At 73.1% G+C, this 11,193-nt stretch carries 15 protein-coding genes; 8 read left to right on the forward strand and 7 right to left on the reverse strand.

Features of this window, described 5'->3' with window-relative positions; all coding sequences use genetic code 11:
- Positions 1 to 9 precede the first annotated feature (9 nt).
- A complete protein-coding gene (locus tag ACWEVN_RS25350) occupies positions 10 to 360 on the forward strand; it encodes an ArsR/SmtB family transcription factor (RefSeq protein ID WP_449683364.1) in 351 nt (116 codons plus the stop codon).
- Positions 357 to 791, forward strand: coding sequence for an SRPBCC family protein (locus tag ACWEVN_RS25355; RefSeq protein WP_452052951.1), 435 nt, complete (start codon positions 357 to 359; stop codon positions 789 to 791). Before ACWEVN_RS25350 ends, ACWEVN_RS25355 begins: the two co-directional genes overlap by 4 nt.
- A 94-nt stretch (positions 792 to 885) precedes the next feature.
- Here ACWEVN_RS25355 and ACWEVN_RS25360 read toward each other — a convergent pair whose 3' ends face one another.
- On the reverse strand, positions 886 to 1,818 hold the full coding sequence (locus ACWEVN_RS25360; RefSeq protein WP_452052952.1) for an AraC family transcriptional regulator: 933 nt from the start codon (positions 1,816 to 1,818) through the stop codon (positions 886 to 888).
- A gap of 82 nt (positions 1,819 to 1,900) precedes the next feature.
- On the opposite strand from ACWEVN_RS25360, the gene ACWEVN_RS25365 reads away from it, so the two are divergent.
- On the forward strand, positions 1,901 to 2,722 hold the full coding sequence (locus tag ACWEVN_RS25365; RefSeq protein ID WP_452052953.1) for an NmrA family transcriptional regulator: 822 nt from the start codon (positions 1,901 to 1,903) through the stop codon (positions 2,720 to 2,722).
- 17 nt (positions 2,723 to 2,739) lie between these two features.
- The gene (locus ACWEVN_RS25370) at positions 2,740 to 3,198 is read left to right on the forward strand and encodes an anthrone oxygenase family protein (protein WP_449683368.1); all 459 of its coding nucleotides are present in this window, start codon (positions 2,740 to 2,742) and stop codon (positions 3,196 to 3,198) included.
- Here the strand turns inward: ACWEVN_RS25370 and ACWEVN_RS25375 are convergent.
- From ACWEVN_RS25375 to ACWEVN_RS25395, 5 genes are read right to left on the reverse strand one after another with little or no spacing between them, the layout of a single operon-like run.
- Complete coding sequence (locus ACWEVN_RS25375) at positions 3,195 to 3,680, reverse strand: AraC family transcriptional regulator (protein WP_452052954.1); 486 nt, start codon at positions 3,678 to 3,680, stop codon at positions 3,195 to 3,197. The genes ACWEVN_RS25370 and ACWEVN_RS25375 overlap by 4 nt on opposite strands.
- Positions 3,680 to 4,015 carry a YciI family protein gene (locus tag ACWEVN_RS25380; protein WP_449683370.1) on the reverse strand — a complete coding sequence of 112 codons (336 nt, stop codon included), beginning with the start codon at positions 4,013 to 4,015 and terminating at the stop codon, positions 3,680 to 3,682. The genes ACWEVN_RS25375 and ACWEVN_RS25380 overlap by 1 nt, the downstream gene beginning before the upstream one ends.
- 1 nt (position 4,016) lies before the next feature.
- On the reverse strand, positions 4,017 to 4,775 hold the full coding sequence (locus tag ACWEVN_RS25385) for an alpha/beta fold hydrolase (protein WP_452052955.1): 759 nt from the start codon (positions 4,773 to 4,775) through the stop codon (positions 4,017 to 4,019).
- Complete coding sequence (locus ACWEVN_RS25390) at positions 4,772 to 6,046, reverse strand: RNA polymerase sigma factor (RefSeq protein WP_449683372.1); 1,275 nt, start codon at positions 6,044 to 6,046, stop codon at positions 4,772 to 4,774. The genes ACWEVN_RS25385 and ACWEVN_RS25390 overlap by 4 nt, the downstream gene beginning before the upstream one ends.
- Positions 6,047 to 6,068: 22 nt before the next feature.
- Positions 6,069 to 7,139 (reverse strand): TetR/AcrR family transcriptional regulator, encoded by a 1,071-nt coding sequence (locus tag ACWEVN_RS25395; protein ID WP_452052956.1) that lies wholly within the window; start codon positions 7,137 to 7,139, stop codon positions 6,069 to 6,071.
- A gap of 86 nt (positions 7,140 to 7,225) precedes the next feature.
- Between ACWEVN_RS25395 and ACWEVN_RS25400 the strand changes: the two genes are divergently transcribed.
- Entirely contained in the window at positions 7,226 to 8,401 is a 1,176-nt protein-coding gene (locus ACWEVN_RS25400; protein ID WP_452052957.1) for a cytochrome P450 family protein, read from the forward strand.
- Here the strand turns inward: ACWEVN_RS25400 and ACWEVN_RS25405 are convergent.
- A complete protein-coding gene (locus ACWEVN_RS25405; RefSeq protein WP_452052958.1) occupies positions 8,384 to 9,160 on the reverse strand; it encodes a TetR/AcrR family transcriptional regulator in 777 nt (258 codons plus the stop codon). The two genes, ACWEVN_RS25400 and ACWEVN_RS25405, sit on opposite strands and share 18 nt — an antisense overlap.
- 80 nt (positions 9,161 to 9,240) lie before the next feature.
- On the opposite strand from ACWEVN_RS25405, the gene ACWEVN_RS25410 reads away from it, so the two are divergent.
- From ACWEVN_RS25410 to ACWEVN_RS25420, 3 genes are all read left to right on the forward strand, one after another.
- Complete coding sequence (locus tag ACWEVN_RS25410; RefSeq protein ID WP_449683376.1) at positions 9,241 to 10,167, forward strand: ATP-binding cassette domain-containing protein; 927 nt, start codon at positions 9,241 to 9,243, stop codon at positions 10,165 to 10,167.
- Entirely contained in the window at positions 10,164 to 10,946 is a 783-nt protein-coding gene (locus ACWEVN_RS25415) for an ABC transporter permease (RefSeq protein WP_452052959.1), read from the forward strand. The genes ACWEVN_RS25410 and ACWEVN_RS25415 overlap by 4 nt, the downstream gene beginning before the upstream one ends.
- A 44-nt stretch (positions 10,947 to 10,990) precedes the next feature.
- Positions 10,991 to 11,193 (forward strand): hypothetical protein (locus ACWEVN_RS25420; RefSeq protein ID WP_452052960.1); only part of this gene is annotated, 203 nt, incomplete at its 3' end.

An 11,193-nucleotide genomic window follows, 5' to 3' on the forward strand; every position in this document is an offset into this window, starting at 1 on the left:
CTTAAGTAGGTGCTTAACCATGAAGAGTCGCTGGACCTGGTGTTCCGCGCCCTGGGTGATCGGACCCGGCGGGCGCTGGTGGAGCGGCTCGTGCGCGGCCCGGCGTCGGTCAGCGAGCTCGCCGAGCCGCTGACCATGTCGCTCGCCGCCGTCGTGCAGCACCTGCAGGTGCTGGAGACTGCCGGGATCGTGCGGTCGGAGAAGGTCGGCCGCGTCCGCACCTGCCGGATCGAACCGGCGGTGCTGCGCACGGGCGAGCAGTGGCTGGGGCGGCAGCGCACCACGTGGGAGAGCAGGCTCGACCGGCTCGGCGACTTCCTCGCCGAGCCGCCCGGAACGTCGGAAGGGAGCACGTCATGACCGTCTTGCACAGCACGTTCAGCCTGGAGCGCACCTACCCGGTCCCGCCGGAGCGGGTGTTCGCCGCCTGGGCCGACCCGGAGGCGAAGAAGCGCTGGTTCGCGTCCACGGCGGAGCACGAGCTGGACTTCCGCGTCGGCGGCCGGGAGACCATCGACGCCCGCACCCCCGCCGGCGGCCCGATGACCTTCGTCGCGACCTTCCACGACATCGTGCCCGAGCAGCGGATCGTGTTCTCCGGCACGCTCACCGGTGACGGCGCGCTCGCGACGGTCTCGACCACGACCGTGGAGCTGCTCGCCGAAGGTGAGGGCACGCGGCTGGTGCTCACCGAGCAGGACACGTTCCTGGACGGCGCCGAGAAGCCGGAGTGGCGCGAGCAGGGCACCGGCGAGTGGCTCGACCGGCTCGGCGGCGAACTGAAGTCCTGATCAGCCCGTCACGAGGGGAATCTCGAGGCCGGAACCACGGCTGTGGGCTGTCTCGCTTGGACCACCCACACCTGCCCTTTTCGGTGATCCGCGGTCATGACGTCCGGGGCCGGTAGTGCTGCGGACTGACGCCGAACTCGCGCTTGAAGGCCGCGCTGAGGGCGAACGCGCTGCCGTAGCCGACCTGGCGGGCGATCGAGGCGATCGTCGTCTCCCGGTGCTGGCGCAGCAGGTCCGCGGCCAGGGCGAGCCGCCACCCGGTCAAGTACGCCATCGGGGTCTCGCCCACCGCGGCGGCGAAACGGCGGGCCAGCGCGGCGCGGGACACGCCGACGTCGGCCGCGAGCTTGGCGACCGTCCACGGTTCGGCCGGCTGGTGCTGCAGCAGCCGCAGCGCCTGGCCGACCACCGGGTCCTCGTGCGCCCGGTACCACGCCGGGGCGCTGGTGTCCGGCCGGTCGAACCACGCCCGCAGCGCCGCGATCAGCAGCAGGTCCAGCAGCCGGTCCAGGACGGCTTCCTGGCCCGGGACGTCCCGGCCGATCTCGGTGGCCAGCAGCCCCACCAGCGGGGTCGGCCAGTCGGCGGCGCACAGGACGATCAGCGCGGGCAGTGCGGCGATGAGCTTTCTGCTGATTTCGCCTTCCATGCCGTAGGTGCCGGTGAGCAGCACGACCGGGCCGCCGGTGCCCCAGGTGCGGACGCCGAGGTCGGCGTAGGCGGTCAGGTGCCCGCCGTCGGGGGTGCGGCATTCCTGCCCAGGCAGGATCAGCGCCTGCGGTGGTGTCGACGGGTGGTCGGCGACCAGGTACGGCTCCGGGCCGCGGCTGATCGCGACGTCGCCTTCGCCCAGCAGGACGCCTTCGCCGCCGTCGGGCACGATCCACGCTTCGCCGCGCACCACCGACACCACGGTCAGCGGCGCCCGGTCTTCGATGCGCAGCGACCACGGCGGGGTCACTACCGAGCGCAGGAGGAACGCGCCGTGGGCGCGAGGGCCGTCGAGGAGAGCGGCAAGCGGGTCCATGCGCACGACTGTAGACGCTGGAACATGCGATCAAGGCTTTGAACCATGGAGAGTCTCACTGCGAGTCGCTTGACTGAACGGCATGACAACGAACTTCCTGGTGGTGGGCGGCACCGGCAAGACCGGGCGCCGGGTGGCGGACCGGCTGCGCGAGCGCGGCGAGAAGGTGCGGATCACGTCCCGGCGAGGGTCGCCGCCGTTCGACTGGAGCGACCGCGGGACCTGGGCGGAGGTACTCACGGGCGTCGACGCGGTGTATCTGACCTACTACCCCGATCTGGTGGTGCCGCAGGCGGCTGACGACCTCCGGGCGTTCACCGGGCTCGCGGTGGCGGCCGGCGTGCGGCACCTGGTGCTGCTGTCCGGCCGCGGTGAAGAAGAAGCCGAGGCGTGCGAAGGGATCGTGCGGGAGGCCGGGACCGGCTGGACGGTCCTGCGGTGCAGCTGGTTCGCGCAGAACTTCAGCGAGCACTTCCTGCTGGACGCCGTCCGGGCCGGGGAGATCGTGCTGCCGGCGGGGACGGTGACGGAGCCGTTCGTCGACGTCCGCGACATCGCCGACGTCGCGGTCAAGGTGCTGACCGAGCCCGGTCACACCGGGCGGCGGTACGAGCTGACCGGGCCGCGGCTGCTGAGCTTCGCCGACGCGGCCGCGGAGATTGCTGCCGCCTCCGGGCGGGATGTCCGCTATGTTCCGGTTTCGGCCGGGGAGTTCGCGGCCGCGGCGGCGAGCCAGGGGGTGCCCGAGGAGGAGGTCGGCGCGCTGACCGAGCTGTTCGCCCGCGTCCTCGACGGCCGGAACGAGTCGGTGACGCACGACGTGGCGCGGGTGCTGGGCCGTCCGGCGACGGAGTTCGCCGAGTTCGCGCGGGAGGCCGCCGCGACCGGGGTCTGGACGCGGTGAAGGGGAAGGGGAAACCGATGGCGACGGTGGTGCTGGTGGCCGCGCTGGTCGCGGCGGGACTGATCGCGGGGTTGTTCTACGCCTACGCCTGCTCGGTGCTGCCGGGGCTGGCGCGCGGGGACGACAAGACGTTCGTCGAAGGCATGCGCGGGATCAACATCGCGATCATCAACCCGGTGTTCATGCTGACGTTCCTGGGGGCGCCGCTGCTGGCCGGGGTGGCGGTGTTCCTGCACTTCGGTTCGCCGTCGCTGCCGTGGGTGATCGCCGGGTTCGGCTGCCTGGCAGGGATGGTGCTGCTCACCGGCGCGGTGCACATCCCGCTGAACAACGCCCTCGACCGCGGCGGCGACGACTACGCGGCGGTGCGGGCGGCGTTCGAGACGGCGTGGGTGCGCTGGAACGTGCTGCGCGCCCTGGTGAGCACGGCGGGGTTCGGCTGCCTGGTCGGGGCCGTGCTCACCGGGCGCGGCTAGTCCTCGAGACGGAAGAGCAGGTCGGTGACCCACTGCGCGCGGTCGGGGACTTCGAGCGGGTTGGTGCGCAGGACTTCCAGGCGGCAGCCCCATTCCTCGCCGTCCGGGCCTTCGGTGCGGTCCCAGCTCAGGCCTTCGTCGGCACCCCAGGCGAGGACGGCTTCGGTGGCGGCGGCGAGGCCGTCGGGGGCGCCGACGTAGGTGTCGAGGACGTACCGGCCCGCCGGCAGCTCACCGAGGAAGGCGGGCTCGGCCGGCGTGTGGTCGCCGTCGATCGGCACGCCGGCTTCGACGGTGAACCGCATCCCCGGGTGCAGCACGCGGTAGCGGAAGAACGGCGCTCCGGCCGGGGCCACGCCGTGGGCGGCGAGGGTGCCGATGAGGGATGGCAGCCGGTCGGCGATCCGCGGGAACTCCGGGATGGCGAGGGTGGCGCGCTCGGCGACGTAGCGCTGGGCGGGCCGCTCGACGACGGCCGGCATCAGGCGAAATCCTCCGGTCCGAGCATCGGGCGGACCTCGATGCTGCCGTAGGTCGCCGCGGGGTGGCGGGCGGCGAGTTCGAGGGCTTCGTCGAGGTCGGCGCAGTCGAGGATGACGAAGCCGCCGATCTGTTCCTTGGCTTCGGTGAACGGCCCGTCGGTGAGCAGGACTTCGCCGTCGCGGACGCGGATCGTGGTGGCTTCCGTCGGCGGGCGCAGGCCACCACCGCCGCGGACGATGCCACGGCGTTCCACGTCTTCGCTCCAGCCGCCGCAGCCGTCGTTCGCGTGTTCTTCGGCGGTCTCGTCGCCGCAGATCATCAGCAGGTACTGCATGTCAGCATCCTTTCAGGACTTCGCGCAGGCGCGCGGCGAAAGCTTCGGCGTGGGTGTCGAACCCGCCGTGGCCACCGGGGAACACCTCGGTTTCGACGCCGAGGGCGGCGGCCAGCCCGAGGGCGGCCTGGTGGACCGGCAGCGCGGTGGACTCTTCGCCGACGGCGACCACCAGCCGCGCGGGTGTCGCCCGGAGTGCCTCGAGGTCGGGCTCGTAGGTGCCGGTCGCGGGCATGAGGTGGCCGAAGAAGTAGGCGAAGTTGCCTTCCGCGCGCGGATCGAGCGGAGGGGCGGGGTCGACGCCCACGACCTTCATGAACGCGGCGAAGGCGGCGGCGAGGCCCTCGTCGCGGAACAGGGCCGGGATGTCGGGGCCGGCGGAGGCGGGCAGGTACCGGGTGACGGGCGGTTCGTGCAGCACGACCGTGCCGACGTCGGCCGGGTGGCGGCGCACGAGTTCGAGCAGGGTGATCGCGCCGCCGCTGCTGGCCAGGACGTCGGCGGGGCCGACCCCGGCGAGCAGCCGGTGCACGTCGCCGGCGTGGTCGCCGACCGGGTCCGGGCCCGGGGTGCCGTCGAGGGGGCTGCGGGACAGGCCGCGCGGGTCGAAGGTGACGACGGTGTGGTCTTCGGCCAGCAGCGGCCGCAGGTGCGTGAACACCTGGGCGTCGGCGGGTCCGCCGGGGACCAGCAGCAGTGCCGGGCCGGTGCCGTGGACGTCGTAGGTGAGGGTGGCGCCGGGGACGGCGAGGGTGGTCATGGGGCTTCCTCCGGTGGTCGGGTTCCACCAGCCCGACGAACGGCGTCGGCCGGGACCGACACGAGGTCCGAAATTCTTCGCGTGAGGTAGGTCCGTTCGGCTTCGGTGCCGGCGAGGTCGCGGGCTTTCCGGTACCAGCGGGCGGCTTCGGCGGGGCGGCCGAGACGGCGGAGGAAGTCGGCGCGGGTGGCGGCCAGCAGGTGGTAACCCTCCAGCGGCAGGGTGTCGAGGAGGGCGAGCCCGGCTTCCGGGCCGTCGGCCATGCCGATCGCGATGGCCCGGTTGAGGTCGACGACGGCGCTGGGGACGTGCTTGCGCAGCTGGTCGTAGAGGCCGGCGATCTGGGGCCAGTCGGTGTCGGCGGCGCGGGCGGCGGTGGCGTGGCAGGCGGCGATGGCGGCCTGGATCTGGTACGGCCCGGGCCGGCGGCGGCGCAGCGCGGTCTCCAGGATCGTGGTGCCTTCCGCGATCGCGGCGGTGTCCCAGCGGCTGCGGTCCTGTTCTTCGAGGGGGACGAGGACGCCGTCGGTGTCGACGCGGGTGGTGCGGCGGGCGTGCTGCAGCAGCATCAGGGCGAGCAGGCCGAGGGCTTCGGGTTCGTCGGGCATCAGCCCGGCGAGGACGCGGGCGAGCCGGATCGCTTCGGCGGCGAGGTCCGGGCGGAGCAGGTCGGGGCCGGTGCTGGCGGAGTAGCCCTCGTTGAACGTCAGGTAGAGCACGCCGAGCACGGCGGTGGTGCGTTCGGGCAGCAGGTGGGCGGGCGGGACGCGGTAGGGGATGCGGGCGTGGCGGATCTTGCGCTTCACCCGCACCAGCCGCTGGGACATGGTCGCTTCGGGGACGAGGAAGGCGCGGGCGATCTCGGCGGTGGACAGGCCGGCGAGGGTGCGCAGGGCCAGCGCGACCTGGGCTTCGGTGGCCAGCGCGGGGTGGCAGCAGGTGAAGATGAGCCGCAGCCGGTCGTCGGTGACGCCGCTGTCGTCGGGTTCGGGTTCGTCGCGGACGTCCATGCGGCCGGCCTCCCTGAGCTTGGCGGCGCCGAGGGCGTCGCGGCGGAGCCGGTCGGTGGCGCGGTTGCGGGCGGCGGTGGTCAGCCAGGCGCCCGGCCGAGCGGGGATGCCGTCGCGGGGCCACGTGCGCAGGGCCAGCGCGAAGGCTTCCTGGGCGCATTCCTCGGCGAGGTCCCAGTCGCCGGTGACCCGGATGAGGGTGGCCACGACCTGGCCCCACTCTTCGCGGAACGCCTCGGCGACCGCGGTCTCGACGTCCACCACCCGCTCCTTCCCGCCGGTTTCACCCTCCCGACGAACGGCCGGGCCCGGGACCGACAGCCGCCGCGTGACACGCCCCGAATCCTTCCGCGCGGGCGACGATCCGGCCGGTTTCGACGCGGACGGCCGTCTCGGTGGCGTCGCTGACCGCGGTGACGCCGGCGGCGGCCGCGAGAGCGCCGGTGGCGTCGCAGACCAGCCGCAGCCGGGGCCGGGCGGGGGCGGTGATCGCCTGGTCGAGGCAGGCGCGCAGGTCGGCGACGGCGAGCCGGGCCAGCGGGGCGAGTTCACCGGGGTCGCTGGTGACGAGCACGGCGGTGACGTCGGCGCCGGTGCGGACGGCTTCTTCGAAGGCGGCGGCGCGGTGCAGGCCCAGGACGGTGACGACACCGTCGCCGGGCCGGAAGGTTTCGCCGGTGAGCAGGTCGGTGGCTTCCGGCGGGTTCCACGGCTGCCCGTCGGGGCGGGCCTGGGTGGTGATCGGCGGTTCGGCGGGCCAGTCGTCGGCCAGGCCGAGGTCGAGCAGGGCGGCGCAGGCGGTGACGAGGTGGAACGGTTCGCCGAAGCCGGGTGCGGCGGCGGCGAGCTGGCTCGCGCCGTGCAGCGTGGTGAGCGCGGCTTCGGCGACCCGGACGAGCCGGCGTCCCGGGTGGACGCGTTCGAGGGCGAGCCCGAGCAGGACGGCGTCGACCCGCATGAGCTGCGCGAACGGCCGGCGGGTGTGCTCGTCGGCGAGGACTTCGGGCAGCAGGTCGCGGGCGAGGCGGGCGTCTTCGCTGTCGCTGTCGGTGGCCAGCGGGAGCCGGGCGATCCAGGCGCGGGCGAACGCGGCCAGGACGTCGGCGGCGGTGGGGTCCAGGGGCGGGACGGCGAGGCGGGGGGCGCGTTCGGCGAGGTCGGCCAGGACCGCGAAGTAGAGGGCGCGTTTGCCGGGGAAGTTGGAGTAGACGGCGCCGCGGGTGAGTTCGGCGCGTTCGGCGATGACGTCGATCTTCGCCTCGCGGAAGCCGCGGCGGGCGAACTCGTCGCGGGCGGCGGTGAGCACCTTGGCGCGGTTGCGTTCCTGGGTTTCCGCCCTGCTGAGCCTGACCATCGTCCTCCTTGCCGTGGGATCGCGAGTCAAGATACCGTGACCACTGAGATGATTAGAACATCTGATTGCAACATCTGGAGTGGTGGATGACCCCCGAGATCGACCTGACCGACCCGAAGGTGCTCACCGACCCGTTCACCGCCTACGACCACGCGCGGGACCAGGGCGCGGTGGCCAAGCTGGTCATCCCCGGGTTCGGCCCGTTCTGGGCCCTGACCCGCTACACCGAAGCGCGCGCGATGCTGACCGACCCGCGGTTCGAGGTGAACTCCGGTAGTTTCCTGCGCCCGCCCGGCATTCCCGAGCACTGCCTGCAGTACCTGGAGACGATGTCGGAAAAGGACGGCCCGGAGCACCTGCGGCTGCGGCGGCTGGTGGCCCCGGCGTTCACCCCGAAGCGGGCCGCGCAGCTGCGCCCCCGGCTGGCGGTGATCACCGATCGGCTGCTCGACGAGCTGCCCGGGCACGCCGAGGACGGTGTCGTCGACCTGGTGCCGCACTTCGCGCGGCCGCTGCCGATCGACGTCATCTGCGAGCTGGTCGGCATTCCCGGCGCCGATCGGCCGCGCTGGCGGGAGTACGGGGCCGCCGTCGCGGGCGGGATGGGACCGGACTTCGCCGCGGCGATCCCGGCGATCGTCGAAGGCGCGAAGGAAGCCGTGGCGCGCAGCCGGGCCGAGCCGGGCGACGACCTGATCGGCGACCTGGTCCGGGTACAGGAGGAGGACGGGGACCGGCTCACCGACACCGAGCTGGTCACCCTGGTCTGGCACCTGGTCCTGGGCGGTCAGACGCCGGTGAACCTCATCGCGAACGCTGTCGAGACTCTGCTGCGGCACCCGGACCAGCTGGCCCTCCTGCGTGCCGACGCCGGGTTGTGGCCGGGGGCGGTCGAGGAGCTGATGCGCTTCTGCAGTCCCCAGCTGCTGACCACGCCGAGATTCGCGCGCGAGGACGTCGAGATCGGCGGGGAGCTGATCCGCCGGGGTGAGCGGGTGACGGCGGCGATGGTGGCCGCCGACCGCGACCCGCGCGTCTTCGAAGACCCGGACCGGTTCGACATCACCCGCTCGGGGTCGGCGCACCTGGGCTTTTCGCACGGGCCGCACTTCTGCCTGGGTGCCTCGATCTCGCGGGTGCAGACCGAGGTGGCGTTGTCGGCGCTGTTCGCGCGCTTCCCGGACCTGGCGCTGACCGAGGACGTCCCGCGGGCGCCCGACGGCGGGACCTGGCGGCCGGCGCGGCTACTGCTGTCGCTGTGAGATGAGCGCTTCGATGCCGTCGAGGACGCGGGCCAGGCCGAAGCGGAAGGTGTGGGCCGGGTTCTCGGCGGCGTTGTGGGCCTCGCCGGCGGCTTGGCCGACGCGGGAGGAGATCGGGTAGTGCGCCGCGTCGGCGGCCGGGATGCCGGCCAGCACCGGCCAGGCGCGCTCCCACCACTGGGCGTCGGTCATCCCGGTGGCGCGGACCAGGCGGGCGTTGTCGAGGGAGCTGCGCGCGGTGGTGCGGACCAGGCCGGTGACGAGGGCGACCACGGCGTCCATCTCGACGTCGCCGAGGCCGATGCCGTCGATCGCGCGCAGCTCCCGCTCGTACTTGGCGAAGCTGTGCGGGCCCAGCGCCGAGCGGCTGGTGGTGACCTCCAGCAGCCAGGGGTGGCGGTGGAACAACGCCCACTGCTCTTCGGCGATGGCGGTCAGCGCCGCCCGCCAGCCGAGTTCCTCGCCGAGGGGGCCCAGTTCGCCGTGGACGTGGTCGATCATCAGGTCCAGCAGCTCGGCCCGGCCGGGGACGTAGGTGTAGAGCGACATGGGGGAGACGCCGAGCTGCTCGGCGACGCGGCGGATGGTGACGGCGTCGATGCCGTCGGCGTCGGCCAGGGCCACCGCGGCGCGGACGACGTCGGGGGTGGCCAGTTTGGGTTTCGGGCCGCGGCGCGGGGGTGCCGGGACGCCCCAGAGCAGCTCGATCGCCCGCCGCGGGTCGCCGTCACCGTTCTCCTGCGTGCTCACGCCGGCCATTCTGCCCACCTGATTTCCGTACAATGTACAGAGTTGTGCTAACCTCTACTTCGTACACTGTACAGAGTTAAAGGGGCAGGATGACTCCGCAGATCCACGCCGAGGGACTTCGCAAGCGCTACGGCGACGCGTACGCCCTCGAGGGGTTCGATCTCTCCGTCCCGGCCGGCACCCTCTGCGGCCTGCTGGGACCCAACGGCGCGGGCAAGACCACCGCGGTCCGCGTGCTCTCCACGCTGCTGCGTCACGACGGCGGCGTCGCCCGGGTGGCCGGATACGACGTCGCCACCGAACCGGCGAAGGTGCGTTCGGCGATCGGGCTGGTCGGGCAGCAGGCCGCCGTCGACGAAATCCTGTCCGGGCGGCAGAACCTGATCCTGTTCGGCCGGCTGCACCACCTGGGCCGCCGCGAGGCCACCCGCCGCGCCGACGACCTCCTGGAGCGATTCGGTCTCGCCGGCACCGGTGAGAAGCCGGTGTCGGCCTACTCGGGCGGGATGCGGCGGCGCCTGGACCTCGCCGCGTCGCTGCTGGCCGCCCCGCGGGTGCTGTTCCTCGACGAGCCGACGACCGGACTCGACCCGCGCAGCCGGCTGGAGGTCTGGCGGGCGGTCCGGTCGCTGGTCGCCGACGGGACGACCGTGCTGCTCACGACCCAGTACCTGGAGGAGGCCGACCAATTGGCCGACCGGATTTCCCTCGTCGAGCACGGCCGGGTGATCGCCGAAGGCACCCCGGCGGAGCTGAAGGGCTCGCTCGGGGCGACCCGGATCGAGCTGGTGCTGACCGATCCGGACGCCCTCGGTGCCGCGGCCGGGCTGCTCGCCCGGGTCACCGGGGCCGAGCCGGTCACCGACGAGCTGAGGGTGAGCGCGCCGGCCGAGCCGTCGATGCTGACCGACGTCGTGCGGGAGCTGGCGGCGGCCGAGCTGGCGTTCGCCGACGTGGCGCTGCGGCACCCGACGCTGGACGAAGTGTTCCTGGAGCTGACGGGGGTGGCGCGATGAGGTGGGCGATCGAAGACGGCTGGACGCTGACCCGGCGCTACCTGGCGCAGCTGGCCCGGCGCCCGGCCCGCCTGGCCGGGGTGGTGGCGTTCCCGATCCTGATGGTGCTGATCTTCGCCTACCTGCTCGGCGGCGGGATGAGCGTGCCCGGCGGCGGCTCCTACCAGGAGTTCCTGATGCCCGGGATGTTCGCGATGACCATGGCCTTCGGGCTGTCGGGGACGATGATCGCCGTGCTGGACGACACCGGCAAGGGCGTCACCGACCGGTTCCGGTCGCTGCCGATGGCGCCCTCGGCGGTGTTCACCGGGCGAGTGGCGGCGGATCTGGTCAACGCCGTCCTCGCGCTGGCCGTGCTGGTCGGCTGCGGGTTCGCCGTCGGCTGGCGCCCGCACGGCAGCCTGGGCGAAACCATCGCGGCGCTGGGCCTGCTGCTCCTGCTGCGGACGGCGCTGGTGTGGGCCGGGATCTACCTGGGCCTGCTGACGTCGGATCCGTCGATGGTGTCGCTGGTGCAGACCCTCGAATTCCCGTTCGGGTTCCTCTCCGGCGCGTTCGTGGCGACCTCGACGATGCCGGCCTGGCTGGGCACCGTGGCAGAGTGGAACCCGTTGTCGTCCACGGTCACCGCGGCGCGGCTGCTGTTCGGCAACCCGGGCGCGGCCGGCACGTCCTGGGTGAGTGCGCACGCGGTGGCGATGGCCGTGGTCTGGCCGCTGGTGCTGCTGGCGGTGTTCGTGCCGTTGACGGTGCGACGGTACGGGAGGCTGGGGAACTGAACGTCCACTTCGCACCGGGCGAACCACCACGGGCGGGCCGCCTGCTGGTCGACGGCCGTGCATTGTCCATTGCGGACGGCCTGCCGGAACTGCTGGACGCCGGCGGGTTCTGGGCGACGGCGGCGCAGGCGGCGTTGCGGCTGGTCGCGGCCGGACGGCTGCTGCCGGGCGTCACCGCGGGCGGGCACGACGCCTGGCGCGTCGGTCCGCTGGAACCGGCGGAAGCGGCGTGGCTGCGGGACCTCGC

This window comes from Amycolatopsis sp. NPDC003861, assembly GCF_053605405.1.

Coding starts and splice junctions, on each gene's coding strand:
- ACWEVN_RS25385 (WP_452052955.1), bottom strand. CDS start 4,775: ATGACCACCCTCGCCGTCCCCGGCGCCACCCTCACCTACGACGTCCAC.
- ACWEVN_RS25400 (WP_452052957.1), top strand. CDS start 7,226: ATGACCCCCGAGATCGACCTGACCGACCCGAAGGTGCTCACCGACCCG.
- ACWEVN_RS25410 (WP_449683376.1), top strand. CDS start 9,241: ATGACTCCGCAGATCCACGCCGAGGGACTTCGCAAGCGCTACGGCGAC.
- ACWEVN_RS25395 (WP_452052956.1), bottom strand. CDS start 7,139: ATGGTCAGGCTCAGCAGGGCGGAAACCCAGGAACGCAACCGCGCCAAG.
- ACWEVN_RS25360 (WP_452052952.1), bottom strand. CDS start 1,818: ATGGACCCGCTTGCCGCTCTCCTCGACGGCCCTCGCGCCCACGGCGCG.
- ACWEVN_RS25365 (WP_452052953.1), top strand. CDS start 1,901: ATGACAACGAACTTCCTGGTGGTGGGCGGCACCGGCAAGACCGGGCGC.
- ACWEVN_RS25370 (WP_449683368.1), top strand. CDS start 2,740: ATGGCGACGGTGGTGCTGGTGGCCGCGCTGGTCGCGGCGGGACTGATC.
- ACWEVN_RS25355 (WP_452052951.1), top strand. CDS start 357: ATGACCGTCTTGCACAGCACGTTCAGCCTGGAGCGCACCTACCCGGTC.
- ACWEVN_RS25375 (WP_452052954.1), bottom strand. CDS start 3,680: ATGCCGGCCGTCGTCGAGCGGCCCGCCCAGCGCTACGTCGCCGAGCGC.
- ACWEVN_RS25405 (WP_452052958.1), bottom strand. CDS start 9,160: ATGGCCGGCGTGAGCACGCAGGAGAACGGTGACGGCGACCCGCGGCGG.
- ACWEVN_RS25380 (WP_449683370.1), bottom strand. CDS start 4,015: ATGCAGTACCTGCTGATGATCTGCGGCGACGAGACCGCCGAAGAACAC.
- ACWEVN_RS25415 (WP_452052959.1), top strand. CDS start 10,164: ATGAGGTGGGCGATCGAAGACGGCTGGACGCTGACCCGGCGCTACCTG.